This is a genomic window from Rhodococcus sp. 2H158, assembly GCF_053764755.1.
The window spans coordinates 329,662-353,070 of sequence record NZ_JBSNCE010000001.1; the positions used below are offsets into that span (position 1 = coordinate 329,662).

The following is a 23,409-nucleotide window of genomic DNA, read 5'->3' on the forward strand; positions in this document are numbered from 1 at the left end:
AGCTCTATCGGTACGACTGGTTCAACGCCATCTGACGGGGCCGGCTTCGGTGGATGCGCAGGAGAAGGCATCCGAATTGCCATCCGGAGCCGGCGTCGACCGAGGTCATCGACTCGCAGTTGCAACGTCCCCAGAGCTGCCCTGTGCCACATGGCCGTCGACAGCCTTCCTGGTCTGTCCGGAAATCACCACTCGGACTCGTACACAGGATCATTCGGAAACAGGCCGCCGAAGTGGGCGCTCGGAGGTATGCCGCCGAAGACGTCGCCGAAGTCTGCGATCGGTGAGAGCTGTTGGGCGAAATCGAAGATCACAACTCGCCTGAGAACTTTCCATTCCCCCCTTCTCTTCTCGCAGACGTCACGGTACCGCCCACCCATGACCTCGATCCGGTCCTCCTCGGGGCGAACCATGACATAGACCACCGCCGTCTCTCGTCGGGCAGTGTCTTCGTCCAAGTCGATCAGTACGTTCGTGATGTAGTGATGCGAACGATGCTGTCCCTTCTTCTGGTTCTCGTAAGCCCATTCACAGAAGTCGTATGCCGATCCCACGAACGCGCCGTGATCGTCGGTGGCCTCGGGCCAGAAGGTCGACTGCATCGTCGCGAGGTCCTTGCGGTCCATTCCACGGCAGTAGAGCGCAATATTCTCGTACAACGATTGTTTGTCCAGCAGGTCTGCGATCCGTGACCGGAGCACCCCCGCGCCGAGAGCGGGTTCGTTCGCCGAAGCCTGTGTCATGCGTTGAAGCCTTTCCAGAAGCCCGGGTGTGGGTCCCCACAGCGTGAGATACGACCCACACCCGGTGACGGGTTGTCAGGTTCTCGACGTATCCGACCTGATCGCGCCGGATTCCACGTACATCGAATCTGCTGCGTCGACTCGGTGAGCTACCTCTTCATCGCTCGCTCCCAGATAGGCGGCGCGCAACTTCTCGTCATCCACTGAGGCGGCGTCGGAATCGATCACCACTCGACCATGTTGTAGCGCTACTACGTGGTCGGCGATCGAAAGCGCTTGACCGACGAGCTGCTCGACGAGAACGACTGCCATGCCCTCGGCCTTCATGCGGGCAATACTGTGAAGCAGGTCGTTGACGATGATGGGTGCCAGCCCTGCAGAGGGCTCGTCCAGAAGAAGAACTTTCGGACCTGGCATCAACGCTTGCGCAATGGCGAGCATCTGCTGTTGTCCACCGGAAAGAGATCCGGCCTTGTCGTTGCTCTTGTCCCTCAGGACCGGAAAGCGGTCGTATGCGGTGGTCAGAGCTCTATGGCGCTCCGAACGCCCGAGGGCGTGTCCACCGAGTACGAGGTTTTCATGCACCGTGCGCTTGTGGAAGACGCGCTTGTTCTCTTGCACCAGGGCGACGCCGGCCGCCGAGCGCTTGTGAGCGGGTTTGTCGGAGATGTCGACGCCGTCGAGTTCGATGTGGCCACTGCTGGTACGAATCAGGCCGGTAATGGCAGACATCAGGGTGGTCTTGCCGGCACCGTTGGATCCGAATACTGCGGTGACCGAACCTTTCCAGGCGGTGAGACCGACGTCGAACAGGACACCGATGTCTCCGTAGCCCGCGGAAAGGCCCGAAACTTCCAGAACCGTGTCGCGGTCAGTCATGGTTACTCCCCACGGTGTCGAGGGAGGCGAGTTCGTCCTCCGACGAGAGCTCGTCGCCCAGATAGCTGCGCGCGACAGCCGGATCACGTTGGATCGCGTCGGGGTCTCCCTGAGCGATCAGCTCCCCACGTTCGAGAACGTAGATCGAGTCGGCGAGGTCGCAGACCAGACGAAAGTTGTGTTCGACCAGAACAACGGTGCCACCTGCATCCCGTACTGCACGCAGCAGAACGCTCAATCGGTCCAGATCGACCGGGTCCAACCCGGAGGCGACTTCGTCGAGAAGCAGGACGGAGGCGCCGGTCGCCAGTGCACGTGCAACCTCGAGCATTCGTCGATCGCCCAGTGACAACCCCCTTGCGAGTGAGTTGGATTCGTGAGCGAGCCCTGTTGCACGCAACCAGGTGCCAGCCTCGTCCTCGTCTCTGCGGGCCACATCCCGATGTTTCGGTAAGCGGAGCATCGAACTCGGGATCCCGCAGTAGTCACGTACGTAACGGGCGACCTCGACGGCCTCCTCTGTCGTCATCGAGGACGGCACGATGGGGGTCTGGAATGTGCGGGCGATGCCTCGACGGGCGGTCTGCGACGCTTTGCCCAAGGGCAGCGGTTCGCCGTCGAGAGAGACCGTGCCCGAGTCCGCAGGGTAGAAGCCGGAGATCACGTTGAGCATTGTGGTCTTTCCCGATCCGTTGGCGCCGATCAGAGCTGTGATCTGCCCGGGTTGCGCTTCGATCGTCACACCGTTGAGAGCAGTATTGCCGCCGAACGTCTTGGTTATCGAATCGACCTTCAGCGCACGCGGTGCCAGTTCGGGTACGCGAGCGGCCTCCGTGGAGGCCCGGGCGGTCGGTGTGCTTCCCCAATTGCGGATTCGTAGCTTCAGGCTGTCGAGGCCGTTCCTGAGTCGCGTGTTGGTCAGGAGGATGCCTCCGACGAGGAGGAAAGCACCGAATACGATCTCGGCGTAATGATCGAACGATCCGAAGCGTTGCGGAAGGATCGTCAGAATCGCTGCTCCGACGATCGCGCCGTAGACGGTCTCGGCTCCGCCCAGGACAGCAGCGGCGACGATGAGAATAGCGGCGGCGAAATCGAAGTAGTCCGGAGCGATGAATCGGTCGACGAAGACGAAGAGGCTGCCGGCGAGTCCCGCCGGAATCGCCGCCATGACGTAGATCGTGAGCTTCAGGCGCCGTACATCGAGTCCTAGACTCGCAGTCAGGACAGGACTTTCACGCATCACGCGCAGAGCGGACCCGTGGCGGGATGTAACCAGGTTGCGCATGAGGACGAGCCACACGATCAGACAGAGCATGACGAGTCCGTAGAACTGATCGTCCGAGAGCTCCTGCCCGAAGAGAACCGGACCCGGGATCCCGATCATGCCGATCTGGCCACCGGTCTGATCTTCGAAGAGCTTGATGATGTCGGGAATCAGGATGATCAAGAAGAACGAGGCCATGGCGACGCCCCAGCCACGCACACGCAATGCGGGTAGACCTGTGAGCAGGCCGAGGGCGGCCGCCGCGATACACGAGGCCAGCATGGCGAAGGCCAGGTCGTAACCCTCCATCACCATCCAGCCGGTGACGTACGCACCGAGGGCATACATGGCCAACTGACCGATCGCGAGTTCTCCCCCGTAGCCCCACGCCAAGTTGAGCCCGCTGACCGTGAGGGCGAGAACTGCCACCAGGATGAACTGGCGTTGATTCACCGCGCTCAGACCGAACAGTGGTGCCAGCAGCACCAGCACCCCCAGCGACAAGGGGAGAAGCCAAAGACGGCGTCCGTCTATTTTCAGGCGAGGAAAGAGGTTCATACGACTCTGTTGACTTTCTGTCCGAAGAGGCCCTCGGGTTTCACCAGGAGGACGGCGAGAAGAAGCGCGAACAGCGCGAGAGTGACGTATTCGCTGCCCAGGTACCTTCCGGTCAGCGCTTCGAGAGTGCCGACCACCAGTCCACCGATCAGAAGTCCGGGGAAGGAGCCCATCCCGCCGATGATGAGTACCAAGAACGAGTTCAGTGTGAGAACTGCGGCGATGGTCGGGACCGCCAACGTCTGCGTGCCGACGAATACGCCGGCGGCACCACCGATGGCTCCGGCAGCCGCGGTGGCGAGTATCGACAGGTAATTGACGTTGATTCCGCGCAATGTCGCCGCTTCACGGTTCTCGGACACGGCGAGAGACGCCAATCCGCCCAATGTGAAGCGGGACCAGCCCCACAGGGCAACGCAGCTGAGGACCGCGGCGGCGATCAGAACGAGGCCGTCCACTGTGACACGACCACCCAGGACACTGACGGTGTCCGCCGAGATCAGCGGATTGATCGGCCGAGTATCGACGCCCCAGATCACGACGACGAGACCGGTCAGAATCGTCGATACCCCGACGGTGGTCACGAGTTCCCCGTGCAATCCCTTGCCTATGACCGGACGGATTGCGGCGATTTCGGTGGCGATTCCGACGACAGCACCGATCAGTGCAGCCAAGGCGAGGACTCCGATCGTCGGGACTCCACGTTCGACACCGAACGTGGAGGCGACGAAGGCACCGAGCATGACCACGGCGGCCTGAGCGAAGTTGAATGCTCCCGATGCAAGGAAGACGATGTTGTATCCGACGGCGACGAGAATGTAGATCGATCCGAGGACCAACCCGGTGAGAATTGCTGTCGACACTGCGTGCTGCCTTTCTCAGGAGCCGAGCTGGAACTGGCCGTCGACCAGCGGAGAGACGGGGATGAAGGTGAAATAGTTGGGCGCATCTCCGCTACCCAGATGAACTTCCTCGGTCCATCCCTGATCATCGGTCAGCGACAGCGGATAGGTATCCCCGTCACCGGATTCCATTGCTGCTCGGACCTTGTCCACGTCGGTGGAGCCGACGGCGTCGACCGCGTTGGCGTAGGACAGGACCACGTCGTAGGCAATCCCGTAGAGACTCAGCGACGACTTCATGTTCACGCCTGCTGAGTGCAGAGAGTCCAGCAGATTCTTGGCACCCGGGCGGTCGCTCTGAGTAGTTGCGAGCGTGTAGGCAGCCAGAGTGACGCCTTCCTTCTCCTGCGGGCTCACCGCTCCGGCGAAGTCGACATTGGTGGTCGAGAGGTCGCCGACGAACGGTACGTCCTCCAGGCCGACCTTGATTCGGCTCTTGAGGACGTAAGCGGGGTTGGCCACGGCATTGAAGACGACCACGTCCGGATTCTTGTCGGCCAGACGCGCCAACGGTCCGTCCATCTCCACAGCGTCGGTCTCGTAGCGATCGGTCACCACGGCGAGGCCCTCCTCTTCGAAGGCAGCCTTGTACCGCTCTGCCGCCGAGTTTCCGAGGGCGTCGTTGGGTGTCAGGATTCCGATGGTCTTGTACCCGCCGTCCACCAGGTAGTCGGTCAGCGTGTCGGCGATGGCGCTGCCGACAGGCGAGGATCCGAAGAGGTACGGGAACTTCGACGCGTCGCCGAGTTCCTGATTGTTGCCCGGAGTGAACGCCATGACCTTCGACCTCGTGGTAACCCCCATGAGCGCAAGGGTTTCAGAGCTCGATGTTCCCGCCCACACGAGATCGGGGGGAGTGGAGCCGTTCATCTCTGCTTGTAGCAGCGACACCGCCTTGGTGGGGTCACTTTCGTTGTTCTGGACTTCCACCTCGATGGGACGACCCAGCAGTCCTCCGTTGTCGTTGATCGTCGAGACGGCAGCGCGCACCCCGGCCTCGACGGCAGGCTGGATCGCCGCTCCGGTCCCGGAAACACCCATGCTTGCGTAGAGAGTGATCGGGCCCGAATCCGATGTCTCCGCGTCACCGTTGCTGTCGGTGCTCGCGCAGCCGGCCGTGAGGAGAGCGATCGCTGCCAGGCAGCCGGTCGCAGTCCGAAGCCTGCCACGCAAGCCGAACATCGATATTTTCATGATCATTGACCCTCCGGTTTTTCTGGTCTGTCGGCCGAGTTGTCGAAGTTGCTGGTATGGAAGATCGTCAGGAGTGCGCAGTCGCTGCTTGGGGTCGTCCGCGACAGCTCGTCGTCGGATCCGCCCAAGGATGAGGCCGATGCCGGTCCACCCGCCCGGACGTCGGCAAGGATGAAGTGGAGCACAGTGCAGGATCGGGTGTGACGGAGACCTCGTGCCCGAAAGAACACCACCAAATTGCTAGTTTGTCAACGAACAATATTTAAGAGACGGCCCTAAGGACATCGGTGAAGGTGCGCCAGGGTTGACAAAGCTTGTTAGCGGACTAACAATCTCATGAGCGGATGTCCCGCCAAGCGAAAGAAGGCCCAGTCCATGACCGATGTAGCGCGTCCCCGCCGTTCCGCTCTCTACGTTCCCGGGAACAACACACGCGCCCTGGAGAAGGCTGGAAATCTACCCGCCGACGTAGTGATTCTCGACCTCGAAGACGCCGTCGGCGACGATGCCAAATCGGACTCGAGGGACCGTGTGTGCAAGGTCGTGCGCTCCGGCGTCCTGAAGCCCCGCGAGGTGGTGATTCGGGTCAACGGAATCGGTACCGATTGGCACGCAGGCGATATGGCGGCGGCTGCCCGGTCCGGTGCCGACGGCGTTCTGGTGCCGAAGATCGAGTCCGGCGACGATGTCCGCATGCTGGTGAACGAACTGGACGCTGCAGGGGCAGGGGAGCGGACGACTCTCTGGCTCATGATCGAGACGCCGGCTGCCTTCCTGCACGTCGAAGAGCTCGCTTCTGCCAGCGATCGCGTGTCTGTGCTGGTCGTCGGAACCAACGACCTGATCAACGATCTTCATGCTCTTCCGCGTCCCGGACGGGCTCCGGTCCTGACAAGCTTGTCACTCGGCGTTCTGGGTGCCCGAACGGCGGGAAAGGTGATCTTGGACGGGGTGTTCAACGACATCCGTGACAGCGACGGCTACCTGGCCGAAGCTCGCCAAGGGCGTGAAATGGGCTTCGATGGCAAGACCGTCGTCCACCCTTCGCAGATCGGTCCGGCCAACGCGGTCTTCGGACCCTCTTCGGAGGAGATCGAATATGCACGGCGGGTCGTTGTAGCGTACGAGGATGCCGCAGCCGCAGGAAGCAGCGTAATCACGCTGGACGGGAAGATGATCGAGAGTCTGCACGTGCGAGATGCGCACCGAATCCTGGATCTCGCAGCGCGCATCGACAAGCTGGCTGATTCGAACCTCGCTCGCGCCTGACTGCGCTGCGAAACGGGCGAATATCGGGTTCGCAGACCGGGCGAGCACGTTCTGCGGCCGCCTCGGTCGCAGGCGCAACTGTCGTGCGGGAATCGGATCGCACCCTCTACGCCCTCGTCGATCGGGTACAGCACCCGGTAGGAGCCGCGACGGGAGGAGGCGGCCGGGACCGAGGTCGGCGCAGCCCTCGCCGCCGAGGGGATCCCCCACCTGACGGCCTCGGCCGGCGCGGATGTCGCGGTGGTCCTGCCGGCCGACCGCGCCCGCGAGATCGCGACCCGGGTCCAGGACCGCGTCCGCGCGCAGCTCGGCCGCCCGGTCCGGTGCGGGCTGGGTGGTCCGTGCGGCGTCAAGGACGCGAACATCGGTGTGCAGCAGGCTCTCTCGGCGGCCCGGGCAGCGCGGGACGGGGGCCGGACACCGGTGGCGTTCGCCGAGCTCGGTACCTTTTCCGTGTTGCTGGGCATGCAGGATCCGGACGCGTTGCAGGCCATCGCCCGCACCGGCCTCGAAGCACTCGATGCCTACGACGCGAAGCACGGATCGAGCGGACGTCTGGTCGAGACCCTCGCCGCGTACCTCGAGCACAACGGTCAGGCCGAGAGCACCGCCGTTGCCCTCGGCATCCACCGGCACACCCTGCGGAACCGGCTCGCCCGCATCACCGAACTCACCGGCCGCGACCTCGACTCGATCCACACCCGGGTGGAGTGGTGGCTGGCCGTCAAGGCCCGGGAGATGCTGGACGGCCGTGGCGGATAGGTGCCGACGTCCGGTCGCAGCGCCTCGACGAGATCGTCACCCCGGCCGCGCCCCGGAAGATTCAGGTGCGGTACGCGTCGGCGCGGTGGGAGATCGCGGTGACTCGGACCTGGCGGGTGTTCTCGTCGATCAGGTACAGCACCCGGTAGGAGCCGCGGCGGGCGGAGTAGGCCGGTGCCAACGGTGGGGCGAGTTCCTTGCCGACCCGGTGCGGGTTTTCGAGGAGGGGCCCGGTGATGAACTCGTACACCGCGGCGGCGACCTTCTCGGGCAGGGTCCGCTCGAGCGCACGGGCAGCGGTACGGGCCACGATCAGGGTGTAGGGCTCGCCGGGAACGCTCACTCGTCGTCGGGCTTGCCCGCGGACATGATCTCGGCGAGGGATGCGGCATCGAGGCTGTCCCCGGCCTCGATCTCGGCCATTCCCGTGAGGTGGTCGGCAAGCAGGGACTTCTCGGCCAGCACGGCAATGGTCTCGCGCAGCGCGTCGTAGTCGTCGGCACCGAGCAGCACCGCGGCCCGGTGCCCATTTCGGGTGATCTCGAACCGCTCGTGGGTGCGCTCGGCCTCGTCGACCAGGCGGGAGAACTGCGCCCGCGCCTCGGCCACCGGAAGAGTCGTCATGTACACAATTGTAGCCAACATTTCGGGTGACCGCTGCGACCTCGACTCCATCCACACCCGGGCGGAGTCGTGGCCGGCCGTCAAGGCCCGGGAGATGCCGGACGGCCGGGGCGGACGATCCGGACCCGGGCGGGGGATGCAACGCGGCGCAACGGTTGTGACGCGTGATCGTTTCGAGTGTGCTCCGAGTCACATTCTCACGAGTCGCATTCTCACGGGAAGGACACTCCGATGCCCCACGCTCCCACGGCCGGTCCCGAACTGCGCCGCCGGAGCTGACGAAGAACCCTCGAGGACACGGTCCGCGATCCGGCAGCCGACTCCGGCCACCACACCACTCACCGATCTCCTCGGCCGACGTTCCCCTCGCCCCTCGTTTCGAGGGCATCACAGAAGGTTTCGGTACCCCATGCCCGAACGCTCGCACGCCGACACGTCCCCGGGGTGGCTCGGATTCGGTGTCGCCAACACCGCCGTGATCACCACCGTCTCCGTCGCGGCGTGGTATCTGCTCGCCGACCCGCAGCTCAGCCCGTTCGACCTGTATCCGTTGCCGTTCAACGCCGCCCTGTTCTGGGCCCTCCTGTTCGTCGTGTGGGCCGGATTCAACCTCGAACTCTGGGGATTCGACCGGCTACGGCAACCCTGGCGCGGCATTGTGTTCCTCGCCGCCACCTCGGCTTTCGCCGTCGTCGTCACGTATGTCCTGGCGAGCGGAATCGGCCACCTGTATCCCGACTACGCGGCCGACCGCCCCGACGGCCTGGGCTACTTCACGGGCGCGTTGTTCGTCCTGTTCGGCTTCTCCACGTGGGTGCTGGTGGTGCTCAACTGGGGACACTGGCCGTGGACCGATCTGGGCCTGAAACAGCCGTGGGTCGGCGCCTGCGAAATCGTCTCCCTCCTCGTCCCCACCGCACTGCTCTATCTCGTGTTGGGCGTACCCGCGGTCTCGGAGACGGTTCGGGAGGGCACAGCACTGCTCGGCATCGACACACTGCTCGGCTGGTACTACTCGATCATCGTCGCGATCGTGCTCACAGGGCAGACCTTGGAGAACTGGCCGTGGCGGCTCGCCGGCAGCCGCATGCGGGTCGCACTGGTCTCGACGGTCGGCAACATCGTGCTCGGCACCGTGCTGTTCGCGGCACTGCGCGCCGTGTGTGCGGTGCTCGTCGGCCCCGGCACGGCAGCCGAACCGGGTTTCCCGCTCGATCAGTTCCCGGCCCAGCTGGGCGTGTGCTGGGTGGCATGGATGATCCTGTGGGCCAACGCCTTCGGAAACAAGCCGACGGGCGGCGGGGCCGTGGCGAATCTGCTGTCGCGCGTGGCGATCACGTTCGCCCTCGCCGTGACCACGTTCGTGCTGTACTACTACGTGGTCGCCGAGATCGTGCTGCACGAACCGGCCGTCGCCGACGGTCTGCACGGCAACGCCCTCGGGTTCATGGACCTGTTCGCGTTGGTGACGCTGCTGTACGTCGTCGGCTTCGAGTCCTTCGGTCTGCGCCGGCCCGCATCCACCGTTCCCGCACACGAGGATCGTGCCGCCGCGCATCCCTGATCGCGGGAGGGGACGGACGACGGAGGTGCGCGCCGCCGTTCGGTTCGGTGCGGCACGACGCCCGTCCCGCCGCGGCCGGACGCGACGGGACGGGCACTCCTCCAGGCCGCTCCGGTCAGTCCGCGGCTCCACCCAGGGGTGGCGGAGCCGACCGGTACCGGACCGGAGTCCTGGAGAAGGTCAACGGGTTTCCGACCTGCGGTGTGGCACTTCCGGGCACCGACACGACGGCGTCGAGACCGAGGCGACGGGCGAACTCGAAGGCCTCGGCGACGTCGTTGATGGGCCCGGCCGGAACACCCACGCGGGAGAGTTCGTCGTACCAGTGGTCGGCCCCGGCCGTGACGAGGATCGAGGTGATCCCCTCGCACAGTTCCTCGCGGTGCGCGACGCGCAGCGGGTTGCTGCGGAAGCGCGGATCGGTGGCCAGCTCGGGCGCGCCGATCGTCTCGGCGAGCCGCGTGAACTGCTTGTCGTTGCCCACCGCCAGCGCCAGCGGCCGGTCCTTGGTCGGGAACACCTCGTACGGGGCGATGCTCGGGTGCCGGTTGCCGAGGATGCCGGGCACCACCCCGGCACCGAGGTACGCCGAGCCCTGATTGACGAGCGACGACAGCAGCGCGGCAAGAAGATTGGTTTCGACGCGCTGCCCCTCGCCGGTGCGCTCCCGGTGGTGCAGCGCAGCGAGGATCCCGGCGAGGGCGTGCAGGCCCGTGAGCACGTCGACGACCGCGACGCCCACCTTCGTCGGCGCGTCGGCCTCGGGTCCGGTGATGCTCATGAGCCCACCGACGGCCTGCACGAGCAGGTCGTAGCCCGGCAGGGTCGCTCCGTCGCCGCTCCCGAAACCGGTGACGGAGCAGTAGATCAGCCCCGGGTTGACGTCGAGCAGCTCGTCGTAGCCCAGGCCGAGCCGCTCCATGGTGCCCGCGCGGAAGTTCTCGACCACGATGTCCGCGCGCGCCACGAGCCGACGGGCCTCGGCGCGGCCGTCCTCCGACGCGAGGTCCAGGACCACGGAGGTCTTGTTGCGGTTCACCGAGTTGAAGTACGTGGCCGAGCCCTCGTCGTCGTAGGGCGGTCCCCACGCGCGGGTGTCGTCGCCGGTGCCGGGACGTTCGATCTTGACGACCTCGGCACCCATGTCCGCGAGCATCATCGTGGCGTAGGGGCCGGCGAGGACCCGGGTGAAGTCGGCGACGACGATGCCGTCGAGTGCGCCCCTGCTCATGCGATCGGCCTCCCGCCGCGAAGGTAGACGGTCGTGGTGTGGGTGAAGAACTCCCGTGCGGCCCGACCCTGTTCCTTCGGGCCGTACCCGCTCTTCTTCGCGCCGCCGAACGGGACGTGCGGGTCGGCGCCGGCGGATTCGGAGTTGATGTGCAGGATGCCCACGTCCAGGCCCTCGAGCGCCCCGAGGGCGCGGGTGAGGTCCTGGGTGAACACGGCCGCCGACAAGCCGTACTCGCTGTCGTCGGCGAGCGCGAACGCCGTCTCGGCGTCGGCCGCCCGGCACACGGCCAGTACGGGCCCGAACAGTTCCTCGCGCCACACGTCGAGCCGGGTGCCGGGCAGCTCGAGCACGGTGGGCGGCACGTAGAACCCGGCCGCCAGTTCACCGTCCTCGTAGGGCCTGCCCCCACACAACACGCGGGCACCCTGGCGTACCGCCTCGTCGACCCCCGCCCGGATCGACGCCCGCGCCGCGGCGTCGACCACCGGACCCATGTGGACGTGCTCGTCCAGGGGATTGCCGACGGTCCACTTCCCGATCCGGGCGACGAGTTCACCGACGAACTCGTCGGCGACGTCGTCCGTGACGATCAGCCGCGACGTCGCCGTGCACTTCTGTCCCGACGACCGGAACGCGCCGAGCAGCACCTGTTCGGCGGCGAGATCGAGGTCCGCGTCGCCGAGCACCACCGCCGCGTTCTTGCCGCCCATCTCCGCCTGCACCGGCACCCCCCGCGCGGCTCCCGCCGCCGCGAGGCTCCGGCCCACCGCCGTGGAACCGGTGAAGGTCAGCGCGTCGATCCCCGGATGGTCGGCGATGCCGGCGCCGACCGCCCGGCCGCCGATGACGAGGTTGAGCACCCCCGGCGGCAGGCCGGCGTCGGCGAGGGCCTGCATGAGCCGCATGGCCAGCAGCGGCACGGTGCCCGCCGGCTTCCACACCACGGTGTTGCCGTAGGTCAGTGCCGGGGCGATCTTCCAGGCGGGGATGGCGATGGGGAAGTTGAAGGGGGTGATGACCCCGACCACGCCGACGGGCTTGCGCGCGACCAGGATCTGCTCACCGCGCCGGGGGGAGGCGTACACCTCGCCGGCCTCCCGGTCTCCCTCGCCGCCGTAGAAGCGCAGGATCTGGGCCGCGCGGAGCACCTCGGCGACGCCCTCGCCGCGCGTCTTGCCCTCCTCCCGGGCAAGTTCCGCACCCCACTGCGACGCGGACGATTCGACGACGGCAGCCGCCCGGGCGAGGACGGCACCGCGCTCGTGCGCCGGGGTTTTCGCCCATGGCCGGGCCGCGGCGCGCGCGGCGGCCACGGCCCGGTCGACGTCGTCGCCCGTGGCCGCACGACCGCGGGCCACGGTGACGTCCGGCTCGGCGGGGCTGATGCTCGCCAGGGCCTCGGCCCCGCCGTCGAACCACTCGCCGTCGATGTAGTGCTGCAGCAGAACGGGTGTCGTCATCGTGTGTCCCTTCGACGCTTCGACGGTGCGGGTCAGCGGAATGCGGCGTGACCGGTCAGGGCGCGGCCGATCGAGAGCAGGTGCATCTCGCTGGTGCCCTCGTAGGTCAGCACCGACTCGAGGTTGTTGGCGTGCCGCAGCGGCGAGTACTCGAGGGTGATTCCGCTGGCGCCGAGAATGGTCCGGCATTCGCGGGCGATGGCCAATGCCTCGCGCACGTTGTTGAGCTTGCCGAGGCTGATCTGTTCGGGGGTGACACCGGACTCGTCCTTGAGGCGGCCGAGGTGCAGTGCGAGCAGGAAGCCCTTGCCGAGCTCGAGCGTCATGTCGGCCAGCTTCTCCTGGGTGAGCTGGTAGGCGGCAAGTGGGCGGTCGAAGACCTCCCGCGAGGCGGCGTAGTCCAACGCGGTCTCGAGGCTGTTGCGGGCCGCGCCGAGCGCGCCGAACACGATGCCGAACCGGGCCTCGTTGAGGCACGACAGGGGGGCGCCGAGTCCGCGGGCGAGCGGCAGCTCGGCCGATGCCGGCAGGCGCACGTTGTCGAGCACCAGCTCGGAGGTCACCGAGGCCCGCAGCGACAGCTTCCGGTGGATCGGGTTGGCGGTGAAGCCGGGGGTGTCGGTGGGAACGACGAACCCGCGCACGCCCTCGTCGGTCTGGGCCCACACCGTGGCGACGTCCGCGAGATTGCCGTTGGTGATCCACATCTTGGTGCCGGTGAGGATCCAGTCCGAGCCGTCCCGACGGGCGCGGGTGCGCATTCCCGCAGGGTTGGAACCGAAGTCGGGTTCCGTCAGGCCGAAGCACCCGATGGCATCTCCGGAGGCCAGCCGGGGCAGCCATTCCTGCTTCTGTTCGTCGGAGCCGTAGCGGTGGATGGAGAACATCGACAGCGAGCCCTGCACCGAGACGAAGCTGCGGAATCCGCTGTCGCCGGCCTCGAGTTCCAGGCAGGCCAGACCGTAGCTGACGGCGTTGGTGCCGGCGCAGCCGTACCCGTCCAGGTGCATGCCGAGTACGCCGAGGGCGCCGAACTCCTTCGCCACTTCCTTGGGCAGCGTCGCGGATTCGAACCAGTCGCCGACCTCGGGGACGAGCCGGGTCTCGACGAAGCGGCGGACGGTGGCGGCGATGTCGCGTTCGTCGGCGTCGAGCAGGGTGTCGGCGCCGAGGAGTTCGAGCGGTCGCAGCGGACCGGTCGTGCGGGCGGGTGCGGTGGTGGTCATGTGCTGGTCCTCGCGGAGTAGGGGAGCGGTGGTGGTCAGAGGGCGGCGAACGCGTCGCGCAGCACCGAGAACGCCTCGGTGAGCAGCTCGTCGGAGATCGACAGCGGCGGCAGGAAACGGAGCACGTTCCCGAACGTGCCGGCGGTCAGGGTGAGGACTCCGTGGGCCTGGCAGTACCGGACGATCTCCGCGACGGCCTCGCGGTTGGGAGTGGTGGTACCGGGCTCGACGAGTTCGACGGCGATCATGGCGCCGCGTCCGCGGACGTCGCCGACGACGGGGTGGTGGGTGCCGATGTCGCGCAGTTCCCGCAGCATCAGCGCGCCGATTTCCTGAGCCCGGTCGAGCAGATGCTCCGCTTCGATCGTCTCGAACACCCCGAGGGCCGCCGCGCACGCCGCGGGGTTGCCGCTGTAGGTGCCGCCGATGCCGCCCGGGTGGGCGCGATCCATGATCTCGGCCCGGCCGGTGACGGCCGCGAGCGGAAGTCCGCCGGCGAGTCCCTTCGCCGTGACGATCAGATCCGGCACGAGGCCTTCGTGCTCGCAGGCGAACCATGCTCCGGTGCGGGCGATGCCGGTCTGCACCTCGTCGGCGACGACGAGGATGCCGCGGTCCCGGCAGAAATCGGCGACGCGGCGGAGGAATCCGTCGGCGGGGACGATGAATCCCCCTTCGCCCTGGATGGGTTCGACGACGACGCACGCCACCTGGTCCGCGCCGATCTGGGCGTCGACGAGCAGCCGGAACTGCTCGAACGCCTCGTCCGCGGCGCGGTCGGGCCCGCTCGGCCACCGGTAGGGGTAGGCCATCGGCGCGCGGTAGACCTCCGGGGCGAACGGACCGAAGGAGTGCTTGTAGGGCTGGTTCTTCGCCGTCATGGTCATCGTCATCAGCGTCCGGCCGTGGAAGGCGTGGTCGAACGTGACCACGGCGGAACGACCGGTCGCCGCGCGGGCGTACTTCACGGCGTTCTCGACGGCCTCGCTGCCGGTGTTGAACAGTGCCGTGCGCTTGGCGTGGGTTCCCGGGGTCAGCCGGTTGAGGACCTCGGCGACCTCGATGTACGGCTCGTAGGGCGTGGCGAGGAAGCAGGTGTGGGTGAACTGCTGCAGCTGCGCGGTGGCGCGTTCGACGACGCGCGGCGCGGAGTTGCCGACGGTGGTGACGGCGATGCCGGAACCGAGGTCGATGAAGGAGTTCCCGTCCACGTCGACGAGCACACCCCCGCCGCCCACCGCCGCGTAGATCTCGGCGCCACTGGCCAGGCCCGCCGGCAGCGCGGCGGCACGACGCTGCGCCAGCTCGCGGGACCGGGGGCCCGGGATTTCCGTCACGATGCGACGGGCCTGCTCGAGCCCGGGGCCACCCCGTACGAGTTCCACTGCGGTCATGTCCTTCTCCCTCCGTCGGTTTCCTCGAACTGTAGGGGCGAGAACGCCGGTCACTCATGGACTGGAAGTACAAGTTCCTACGACTAAATAGACATCGAGTACATGTCCGTCTCCAGGGGTCGCCCGCAGACTGGCGGCACACCACGGCCCGCACCGGGTGATCGAAAGGACACGCAGATGACCACCGATACCGCCACCACGCATCGACACGAACCGATACCCACCGACGTCGCCGGGGCCGCGCGGCATCTCGCCGGGTCACGCGGGGAGCATCCGGCCCTCCTGTTCGTCGAGAGCGCTGCCCGCGACCGCGTCGCCGACGCCGTCATGAGGTGGCCGGGCCGGGATCCGTCGCTGTCCGACTCCGTCCACACCTTCGAACATTTCGGGCTGCGGATCGACGATCACGAACTCCTGACGGGGGACGGCGAGGACCGCCGGGTGCATCGGTTCGCGTTCGTCACGCCCCCGGAGTGGGGGCCGGGTTCGCCGCGGCGGGTGGCGGCGGTCTTCGACGCCCACGCGCAGGGCCGCACCGTCGTCGACAGGTACGCCCGCCTCGCCGTCGTCGCCGATGTGAACGTGCGGGACATCGCCCTGGTCCGGGCCGCCGGCCGCTTCGCCCGCCAGGCCGGCCTGATCATGTCGGAGGGGTACATCGTCGATACCCTCTGCCGGCATGCAGGATTCGTCGAGGCCCTCGTCACCTGCTTCGCCGCGCGCTTCGACCCGGACCGGCGCGACCGGGACGTCGCCGCCGAGCGGGCGGAGCGGGCGCTCGCCGCGCGGCGCGGCGCGGCGGAAAGCCTCGACGAGGACCGCATCCTGCGCAGCCTGGAGTCGTTCGTCACCGCCACCGTGCGCACCAACTGGTACCAGCGCGACGAACACGGCGCACCGAAATCGTACGGCGCATTCATGCTCGATTCCGGACGTCTCACCGATCCCGGGCCCGTCGTCCCCCACCGCGAGATCTTCGTCCACTCGGACGACATGGAGGGCATCCACGTGCGGAGCGGCACCGTCGCCCGCGGCGGTGTGCGATTCTCGGACCGTCCGGAGGACTACCGCACCGAGGTACTCGGCCTGATGAAGACGCAGGTGGTGAAGAACGCTCCCATCGTCCCCGTCGGCGCCAAGGGCGCGTTCGTGCGGCGAAACCCGGATGTCGCTCCTGCCCAGGCCTATTCGACGTTCATCCGGGGAATGCTCGATCTCGTCGACAACATCGTCGACGGGACGATCGTGCACCCGGACCGTACGGTCGTCCACGGTGGGGACGACGGATATCTGGTGGTGGCCGCGGACAAGGGCACCGCCACGTTCTCCGACCTGGCGAACTCCATCGCAGCGGAGTACGACTACTGGCTCGGCGACGCCTTCGCCTCCGGCGGATCCAGCGGATACGACCACAAGGCCATGGGCATCACCGCGCGCGGCGCGTGGGTCGCGGTTCGCGAGCACTTCGCCGACCTCGGCATCGACGTGGACACCACCGAGGTGACGGCGGTGGGGATCGGAGACATGTCCGGCGACGTCTTCGGCAACGGGATGCTGCTCTCCCCGCACCTGCGCCTCGTCGGCGCCTTCGACCACCGGCACATCTTCCTCGACCCGGACCCGGACCCGGCCCGCGCCTATGCGGAGCGCCGCCGGCTGTTCGAGCGTCCCGGATCGAGCTGGGACGATGTCGACCGCGACGTCCTCTCGCCCGGCGGAGGGGTGTGGCCTCGCTCCGCGAAGTCCGTCACCGTCCCGGAACCCGCACGGCGCCTGCTCGGTCTGCCGCACCCCACCACCACCCCGAGCGAGTTGATCAAGGCGCTGCTGACCGCACCGGTGGACCTGCTCTGGAACGGCGGCGTCGGCACCTACGTCAAGGCCACATCCGAAAGTCACACCGATGCAGCCGATCCGGGTAACGACGACGTCCGCGTCGATGCCTCGCAGCTCCGCTGCCGCGTCGTCGGCGAGGGCGGCAACCTCGGTTTCACGCAGCGGGCACGCATCGAGTTCTCGGCGGCGGGCGGCCGCATCAATGCGGACTTCATCGACAACGCGGCCGGCGTCGCCACCTCCGACGCCGAGGTGAACCTGAAGATCGCCCTCGAATCCGCCCGGCGCAGCGGACGTCTGACACTCGAGGAACGCAACCGCCTGCTCGGCGACGCCCGTGACGAGGTGGCCCGCACGGTGTTGCGCACGAGCCGGGACCAGTCGGTGACGCTCGGGCTTGCCGTCTCGCGCGCGGCCCGGCTCCTCGGCCGGCACGAGCGGCTCATCAGCCACCTCGAGACCGGTGACGGGATCCGTCGCAGCGCCGAGGTACTGCCCACGGTGCAGGAGCTGGCCGCGCGGGCCGGCGCCGGCCGCGGGTTGACCAGGCCGGAGATCGCGGTGCTGCTCGCGCGGTCGAAGAACGTCGTGTGCCGGGACCTGCTCGAGTCGGACGTGCCCGACGACCCCGTCTTCGCCGACGTCGCCCAGGCGTACTTCCCCGACCGCATGCGCGGACTGCTGCAGGACGAGATCCGGGATCATCCCCTGCGCCGCGAGATCGTCGCGACCCGGATCGCCTCCGACCTCGTCGATCACGTCGGACCGGGGATGATCTATCAGCTCGAGGAACGACTCGGGGTGCGCACGCCGGCGGTCGCACGGGCGTACGCGGTGATCCGGGCGGTGTTCGACACCGACCGGCTGTGGGCCGAGGCGCGGGACCGCCCCGGTTCCGGCGCCGAACGCTGGGCGCGGCTCGGCACCGTGCAGAGTTTCGTCGAGCATGCGGCCTCGTGGATCCTGCGGCTGCGACCGTCGCCGCTCGACGTGAGCGCCGAGATCACCCGGCTGCGTACCGGAGTGGAGGATCTGCTGGGTGACACCGGCGCGGACGGGGGGCCGGACTTCCGGTTTCTCGGCGAGTGCCCGGCCCTGGTCGACACTGCGTACACGCTGAACTGCCCGGCGCGCACCGTCGCCCGGGTGCACGCCGGCACGGGTTCGCTGCTGGGGCTCGACGGGACGTCGCCGGACCTGTCCGCCGGATCCCACACCTGGTGGGACAGCACGGCGATCGCCACGGTGCGGGACGAGCTCGCCGAACGCCACCACGCCCTCGTCGCCGCGATCCTGCGCCGGGACGGCACCCCGTTCGCTCCGGCCGACGTCGACGAGGTCCTGGCACGGTGGCAGCGGCGGGTCCCGGACGCGATCGCCCGGGTGACGCGCCTGACCACCGAACTGCGCGAGGACGGGCTCGTCGATCTGCCGCGGGCGTGCACGCTCAGCGCGGAACTGCGCCTGCTCGTGCGGGAGAGTCATTGAGTGTGGTGCCCTTTCGGACCGGGGGAGATCCGAAAGGGCACCACGGCGGCGCAGCCGCCTATATTGCGAGTTCGCCCATGCGGGACCACTCGACGCCGGGGATCTCGGTATTGAGGATCCGCGGGGTCTCGCTCAGCGCCGGGCGCATGGCGTCGAGCCCCTTGCGGAAGTGGTCGGCACCGACGTGGGCGGCACCGGCCTCGCCGTCGCGGAACGCCTCGACGAGCACGTACTCGGACGGGTCGTCCACGCTGCGCGACCACTCGAACCACAGATTGCCCGGTTCGGCCCGCGTCGACTCGGTGAATTCCTTTGTGAGGGCGAGCCAGTCGTCCCGGTAGTCGGGGCGGACCCGGAACCTGACCACGATGAAGATCATTGCGCACTCCGTTCCTGTCGAGCCGTGGTGGGCACGGCGGCGGCCGGTTGCCTCGGAGGGAAGCGACCGACGAGGCCCGGCCGCCGCCGAGACGATCCCCCGGCGATCAGTAGATGTTGGACGGGCGGACCATGCCCTCGGCCAGGTCCCCGAAGCCGGGCGCGTGGATCGCCCCGGGGTTGCCGAAGACCTCCTCCACGATCGCGGTCTCGGTGGTGATGAGCAGCGCCGCGATGGACGCGGCGCTCTCGAGTGCGGCGCGGGTGACCTTGAACGGGTCGACGACGCCCTCGTCGAACATGTCGCCGTACTTGCCGGAAAGCGCGTTGAACCCGTGTCCCGACGGCAGCCCCGCGACGACCTCCACGACCTCGTCGCCGTCGAAGCCGGCGTTGACCGCGATCCACCGGAGCGGCTCGGGCAGGGCACGCCGCACCACGTCGCGGCCGATGCCTTCGTCGCCGGGCAGGTCGAGGTCGGCCAGCGCCCGGTGCGCCTGCCCCAGAGCGGTGCCGCCCCCGGCGACGATGCCGTCCTCGAGGGCGGCCCGGGTGGCGGCCAGGGCGTCCTCGACGCGCAGCATGCGTTCCTTGAGTTCGACGCTGGTGGCGCCGCCGACGCGGATGACGGCGACCCGCCCGGTGAGCCGGGCGATGCGCAGCTGGAGGCTGTCCTGGTCGGCGTCGATCCGGGCCCGTCCGAGCTGCGCCTCGAGCTGCGCGATCCGCGCATCGAGGAGACCCTGATCGCCGTGGCCGCCGACGATCGTCGTCTCGTTCTCGGTGACGGTGATGCGGTCGCAGGAACCGAGGTGCTCGGCCGTCACCTCGGACAGTTCGACGCCGGTGTCCTTGGCGACGACGTGCCCGCCCAGCGCGACCGCGAGGTCCTGCAGCTCGGCGACGCGCCGGTGCCCGAAGCCGGGCGCCCGCACGACGACGGACTGCATGGTGTTGTGCATGTTGCCGCCGACGAGGAGCTGCAGGGCGGGGCCGTCGACGTCCTCGGCCAGCACGACGAGGGGCCGATCGGCGCGCTTGGCCGCCTCGATGCTCGGCATGATCTCCTGCACCTGGGTGATCTTCTTGTTGGTCAACAGGATCAGCGGGTTCTCGTGGACCGCTTCCATGCGTTCGGGGTTCGTCACCATGTAGCCGGAGATGTAGCCGTGGTCGAATTCGATGCCGTCGACGACGCTCACCGACATCCCGAGGGTCTCGCTCTCCTCGGTGGTGACGATGCCGGACCTGCCCACGTGGGAGACCGCCTCGGCGATGGCCTCGCCGATGGCCTCGTCGTCGCTCGCGGCGAGGGTCGCGATCCGCTCGAGATCCTTGCGTCCGTCGACCTGTACCGACCGGTCCCGCAGTGCCTCGACCACGACGGGAACGGTGCGTTCGATGCCGCGCCGCACCCGCATGGGATTGGCACCGGCGTCGACGGCCCGCATCCCCTCGCGGACCATGGCCTGCGCCAGCACGGTCGCGGTCGTGGTGCCGTCACCGACGACGCCGTTGGTCTTCATCGCCACTTCCTTGACCAGCTGCGCGCCCATGTTGGCGAACGGGTCCCGCAGCTGGATCTCGCGGGCGATCGTGACACCGTCGTTGGTGATGGTGGGTGGGCCGGTCAGCTTCTCGAGCACCGCGTTGCGGCCCTTGGGACCGAGGGTCACCTTGACCGCGTCGGCGAGTGCGTTGACCCCGTACTCGAGAAGGAGGCGTGCCTCCTGGTTGAACCGCAGATCCTTGGCCATGGCTGGGCTTCCTTTCGTGCTGACTGTGCGGGGTGCGGTTCAGGGGACGAGGATCGCGCGGCCGCGGACCCGTCCCGCGTCGAGGTCGTCGATCGCCTGCTGGAACTGCTCGAGCGGATATTTCGTGGTGTGCAGCGTGACTTTTCCCTGGGCGGCGAGGGCCATGAGCTCCTGCAGGTCGTTGTAGGAGCCGACGAGATTGCCGATGAAGTTGATCTCGGTGGAGATCACGTCGATCGTGGGGACGTCGATGTTCTCGCCGTATCCGACGACGTAGTAGTTGCCGGCGCGGCGCAGCATCGCGACGCCGTCCCTCGTGGCGCCGCCCTCGCCGACGAAGTCCACGACGGCCTCGGCGCCGCGGCCGCCGGTCAGCTCGAGCACCTGCTGCACGTGGGTGCCGTCGGCGACGATGCCGTGGTCGGCACCGATCTCGACGGCCAGCGCGACGGCGGCCGGGTTGCGGTCCACCACGATCAGGGTCGCCGCGGAGACCGCCTTCAGGACCTGGATGCCGATGTGGCCGAGGCCGCCCGCGCCGATCATGACGCACACGTCGCCCGGTCGCGTCGCCCGCGCGGCCTTGGCGACCGCGTGGTAGGCCGTGAGCCCGGCGTCGGCGAGGGCGGCGACGTCGGACGGCTCGAGCGAGTCGTCGATCCGGACCACGCTGCGCGCGGTGGTGCGCAGGTACTCGGCGTAGCCACCGTTGGTGTCGATGCCGGGGAACCGGCTGTTCTCGCAGTGCACGTCGTCGCCGAACCGGCACGCGCGGCAGAGTCCGCACGTGATGAGGGGGTGGAGGATGACCTTGTCGCCGACGGCGACGTTGGTGACGGCGTCGCCGACGGCGTGGACCCAGCCGGCGTTCTCGTGGCCGATCGTGTACGGCAGGACGACGCCGCTCTTCTCGGCCCACTGCCCCTCGAGGATGTGGATGTCGGTGCGGCACACGCCCGCTCCGCCGATGCGGACGACGACGTCGAGCGGACCCTCGATCTTCGGCTCGGGGATCTCCTCGAGCTGGAGCTTGGTGTGGTACCCCACCACCTGCACGGCCTTCATGACACTCTCCTGATGATTGCGGAACAACTGGTTCGGACGTCGGCGACCCGGGGTGTTGCCGATCCGCCCTCGCTGTCGGCGTACCGGGTCGCGAGCAGCCCGCGGCAGAAGTGTGCGTTCCCCTCCATGGAGATCCGCACGGATTTGGCGAACCGCAGCCGCATCGGTACCGCCTCACGGGGGATCGGCCGCCCGTCGTCGTCGACGAACACCCGGCTGGCCGGGCACAGGCTCAGGCCGATGTCGAGCCGCCGGCGTATCAGGGCCGCCTTCTGCCGGCCGGGCGGGATGTCGCTCAGCGTCAGCGACGGGATGTCGTCGACGGTGAGCTCCGAGTGCTTCAGCAGGTTCTCGAGGCAGCGTTCCAGGGCGGCGAGGTGCGCCTTGCGCCGGAACGTGCGGCGCAACTCGTCGAGGTTCTCCTCCGCCTCGGAGCCGAAGGTGCCCCGGTAGCCGGCGTCGGCGGCGAGACCGCTGTTGATCTTGCCGCTGTCGTGGTGGTCGTCGAGGAGGATTCGCACGTGCCCGATGTCCTCGATCGCCCGCAGGGCGTCCTGCGCGTCGGATGCCATGAGGTAGGCGAAGTTCGGCGAGCAGAACGCGGTGGGCAGCCGCAGGTGCACGGTCACCCCCTCGTCGTCGAGGACCACCGACCGCACGAAGCCGAGCTCGGTGATCGGTTCGTCCAGTTCGGGATCGACCACGGTGCCGAGCGCGGCGAGCACGTCGCTGCCCGACACCGGAGCCGCGGTCACGACGACACCGCCTGCTGGGCTCCCGCGGCGACCTCGACCCCCTCCTGTCCGGCCGGCTCGGGCAGCCGCAGGTGTTCCGGGACGTCGATGTCGTAGAGCGCCGCGGCGTTGAGGCCGAGGATCTTCTTCTTCTGCTCGACGGTGATCGGCGCGTATTCGGTCATGTCCTCCGGGATCTGGAAGTCCACGAACTTCTCGATCAGCCACTTCGGGGTCCACAGCGCGTAGTCGCTGGCGAACAGGATCTTGTCCTCGCCGAGCCAGTAGAGCAATTCGCCGATGATCTGGGCGAAGTACCGGGGACGGGTGTGGATGAACGGCATCGCCACGGCCAGACCGCCGTACACGTTGGACTCCTGGGTGGCGATCCAGCAGAAGTCCTCGAGCCGGGGCAGGCCCACGTGTTCGACGACGAAGCGCAGGTCGAGGTAGTCGGTGGCGACCTTGTCCACGTCGGCGACGTCGAAGGCGTCGCGGTCCAGCGGCCGGATGGTGGGGCCCTTGTGCACGTGGATGTTCTTGATGCCCAGCTCGATGCACTCCTCGAGGTAGCGCCTCGACCACGGGTCGTCGAGCTTGTATCCGCGGGAGTCGCCGTGCCATTCGGCGGTGTAGAGCTTGACGCCCTGGAGGTTCATCCGCTCGGCGTCCCGGCGCAGCTGTTCGAGGCCGGCCTCCCCGTGGCGGGGATCGTAGGCATGGTTGTACGTGAGCTTGTCGGGGTGCTTGCGGGTGAGCCCGAACGCCTCCTCGGTCTGCCCGAACCCGTTGCGGTAGAAGTCGCTCAGCAGGGTGGCCTGGAAGATCGCGTGGTCCACGTGACCGTCCACGAACAGGTCCTTCATGAGGCGTTCGCCGCCGTAGTAGGTGTAGGTGTCGTAGTCCCACACCTCCTCCTCGGGGCTGAGGTTCTTGTGGTAGTCGTAGAAGCAGTCGATGAACTGCCGCCCGTGCACGTTCTTCTGGTTCGACTCGCGGCCGTCCCAGATGTGCACGTGCCCGTCCACGATGAAGTACTGCTGCCCGTCCTTCTCGTACATCGCTTCCCTCGTTC

The 23,409-nt window shown here is 67.7% G+C and carries 20 protein-coding genes and 1 pseudogene; 5 read left to right on the forward strand and 16 right to left on the reverse strand.

Annotated elements, in window-relative coordinates; translation table 11 throughout:
* Nucleotides 1-185: 185 nt before the first annotated feature.
* The 5 genes from ACWPOB_RS01525 to ACWPOB_RS01545 form a co-directional block, all read right to left on the reverse strand.
* Nucleotides 186-743: a nuclear transport factor 2 family protein gene (locus tag ACWPOB_RS01525; protein ID WP_455399675.1), complete on the reverse strand. Its 558-nt coding sequence runs from the start codon at nt 741-743 to the stop codon at nt 186-188.
* 75 nt (nt 744-818) lie between these two features.
* Nucleotides 819-1,622, reverse strand: a complete 804-nt coding sequence (locus tag ACWPOB_RS01530) for an ABC transporter ATP-binding protein (RefSeq protein WP_455399676.1) — start codon at nt 1,620-1,622, stop codon at nt 819-821.
* Entirely contained in the window at nt 1,615-3,447 is a 1,833-nt protein-coding gene (locus tag ACWPOB_RS01535; RefSeq protein WP_100055309.1) for a branched-chain amino acid ABC transporter ATP-binding protein/permease, read from the reverse strand. Before ACWPOB_RS01535 ends, ACWPOB_RS01530 begins: the two co-directional genes overlap by 8 nt.
* Complete coding sequence (locus tag ACWPOB_RS01540) at nt 3,444-4,286, reverse strand: branched-chain amino acid ABC transporter permease (RefSeq protein WP_455399677.1); 843 nt, start codon at nt 4,284-4,286, stop codon at nt 3,444-3,446. Before ACWPOB_RS01540 ends, ACWPOB_RS01535 begins: the two co-directional genes overlap by 4 nt.
* A gap of 39 nt (nt 4,287-4,325) precedes the next feature.
* Nucleotides 4,326-5,549, reverse strand: coding sequence for an ABC transporter substrate-binding protein (locus tag ACWPOB_RS01545; RefSeq protein ID WP_100055312.1), 1,224 nt, complete (start codon nt 5,547-5,549; stop codon nt 4,326-4,328).
* A gap of 369 nt (nt 5,550-5,918) precedes the next feature.
* Here ACWPOB_RS01545 and ACWPOB_RS01550 point away from each other — a divergent pair, with 369 nt between their 5' ends.
* The 3 genes and pseudogenes from ACWPOB_RS01550 to ACWPOB_RS01560 all read left to right on the forward strand — a co-directional run bounded on the left by ACWPOB_RS01550 (nt 5,919) and on the right by ACWPOB_RS01560 (nt 7,574).
* A complete protein-coding gene (locus tag ACWPOB_RS01550; RefSeq protein WP_100055313.1) occupies nt 5,919-6,812 on the forward strand; it encodes an HpcH/HpaI aldolase/citrate lyase family protein in 894 nt (297 codons plus the stop codon).
* 168 nt (nt 6,813-6,980) lie between these two features.
* Nucleotides 6,981-7,199, forward strand: a pseudogene (locus ACWPOB_RS01555) (PucR family transcriptional regulator); the annotation flags it as partial.
* A gap of 78 nt (nt 7,200-7,277) precedes the next feature.
* Nucleotides 7,278-7,574 carry a PucR family transcriptional regulator gene (locus ACWPOB_RS01560; RefSeq protein ID WP_455399711.1) on the forward strand — a complete coding sequence of 99 codons (297 nt, stop codon included), beginning with the start codon at nt 7,278-7,280 and terminating at the stop codon, nt 7,572-7,574.
* Nucleotides 7,575-7,635: 61 nt separating this feature from the next.
* On the opposite strand, the gene ACWPOB_RS01565 is transcribed toward ACWPOB_RS01560, so the two are convergent.
* Both ACWPOB_RS01565 and ACWPOB_RS01570 read right to left on the reverse strand, forming a co-directional pair.
* A complete protein-coding gene (locus ACWPOB_RS01565; protein WP_455399678.1) occupies nt 7,636-7,917 on the reverse strand; it encodes a type II toxin-antitoxin system RelE family toxin in 282 nt (93 codons plus the stop codon).
* Complete coding sequence (locus ACWPOB_RS01570; RefSeq protein WP_100058228.1) at nt 7,914-8,204, reverse strand: type II toxin-antitoxin system Phd/YefM family antitoxin; 291 nt, start codon at nt 8,202-8,204, stop codon at nt 7,914-7,916. The genes ACWPOB_RS01565 and ACWPOB_RS01570 overlap by 4 nt, the downstream gene beginning before the upstream one ends.
* A 403-nt stretch (nt 8,205-8,607) precedes the next feature.
* On the opposite strand from ACWPOB_RS01570, the gene ACWPOB_RS01575 reads away from it, so the two are divergent.
* Nucleotides 8,608-9,762 (forward strand): hypothetical protein, encoded by a 1,155-nt coding sequence (locus tag ACWPOB_RS01575; protein WP_455399679.1) that lies wholly within the window; start codon nt 8,608-8,610, stop codon nt 9,760-9,762.
* Between the two features lie 115 nt (nt 9,763-9,877).
* On the opposite strand, the gene ACWPOB_RS01580 is transcribed toward ACWPOB_RS01575, so the two are convergent.
* Genes ACWPOB_RS01580 through gabT form a run of 4 tightly spaced genes read right to left on the reverse strand, consistent with a single transcriptional unit; the run spans nt 9,878 to nt 15,076 of the window.
* A complete protein-coding gene (locus tag ACWPOB_RS01580; protein ID WP_455399680.1) occupies nt 9,878-10,993 on the reverse strand; it encodes a CaiB/BaiF CoA transferase family protein in 1,116 nt (371 codons plus the stop codon).
* A complete protein-coding gene (locus ACWPOB_RS01585) occupies nt 10,990-12,456 on the reverse strand; it encodes an aldehyde dehydrogenase family protein (protein WP_455399681.1) in 1,467 nt (488 codons plus the stop codon). Before ACWPOB_RS01585 ends, ACWPOB_RS01580 begins: the two co-directional genes overlap by 4 nt.
* Nucleotides 12,457-12,488: 32 nt before the next feature.
* On the reverse strand, nt 12,489-13,682 hold the full coding sequence (locus ACWPOB_RS01590) for an acyl-CoA dehydrogenase family protein (RefSeq protein WP_455399682.1): 1,194 nt from the start codon (nt 13,680-13,682) through the stop codon (nt 12,489-12,491).
* A gap of 35 nt (nt 13,683-13,717) precedes the next feature.
* Nucleotides 13,718-15,076: a 4-aminobutyrate--2-oxoglutarate transaminase gene (gene gabT, locus ACWPOB_RS01595; protein ID WP_455399683.1), complete on the reverse strand. Its 1,359-nt coding sequence runs from the start codon at nt 15,074-15,076 to the stop codon at nt 13,718-13,720.
* A 177-nt stretch (nt 15,077-15,253) separates the two neighbouring features.
* On the opposite strand from gabT, the gene ACWPOB_RS01600 reads away from it, so the two are divergent.
* Entirely contained in the window at nt 15,254-18,400 is a 3,147-nt protein-coding gene (locus tag ACWPOB_RS01600; protein ID WP_455399684.1) for an NAD-glutamate dehydrogenase domain-containing protein, read from the forward strand.
* Between the two features lie 58 nt (nt 18,401-18,458).
* Here ACWPOB_RS01600 and ACWPOB_RS01605 read toward each other — a convergent pair whose 3' ends face one another.
* From ACWPOB_RS01605 to ACWPOB_RS01625, 5 genes are all read right to left on the reverse strand, one after another.
* Nucleotides 18,459-18,779: a putative quinol monooxygenase gene (locus ACWPOB_RS01605; RefSeq protein ID WP_100056436.1), complete on the reverse strand. Its 321-nt coding sequence runs from the start codon at nt 18,777-18,779 to the stop codon at nt 18,459-18,461.
* A gap of 106 nt (nt 18,780-18,885) precedes the next feature.
* Nucleotides 18,886-20,535: a chaperonin GroEL gene (gene groL / locus ACWPOB_RS01610; protein ID WP_455399685.1), complete on the reverse strand. Its 1,650-nt coding sequence runs from the start codon at nt 20,533-20,535 to the stop codon at nt 18,886-18,888.
* 39 nt (nt 20,536-20,574) lie between these two features.
* Nucleotides 20,575-21,600, reverse strand: coding sequence for an NAD(P)-dependent alcohol dehydrogenase (locus ACWPOB_RS01615; RefSeq protein WP_100056434.1), 1,026 nt, complete (start codon nt 21,598-21,600; stop codon nt 20,575-20,577).
* A complete protein-coding gene (locus ACWPOB_RS01620) occupies nt 21,597-22,355 on the reverse strand; it encodes an iron-sulfur cluster assembly protein (RefSeq protein ID WP_455399686.1) in 759 nt (252 codons plus the stop codon). The genes ACWPOB_RS01615 and ACWPOB_RS01620 overlap by 4 nt, the downstream gene beginning before the upstream one ends.
* Nucleotides 22,352-23,395: an amidohydrolase family protein gene (locus ACWPOB_RS01625; protein WP_100056432.1), complete on the reverse strand. Its 1,044-nt coding sequence runs from the start codon at nt 23,393-23,395 to the stop codon at nt 22,352-22,354. Before ACWPOB_RS01625 ends, ACWPOB_RS01620 begins: the two co-directional genes overlap by 4 nt.
* Nucleotides 23,396-23,409: the final 14 nt, after the last annotated feature.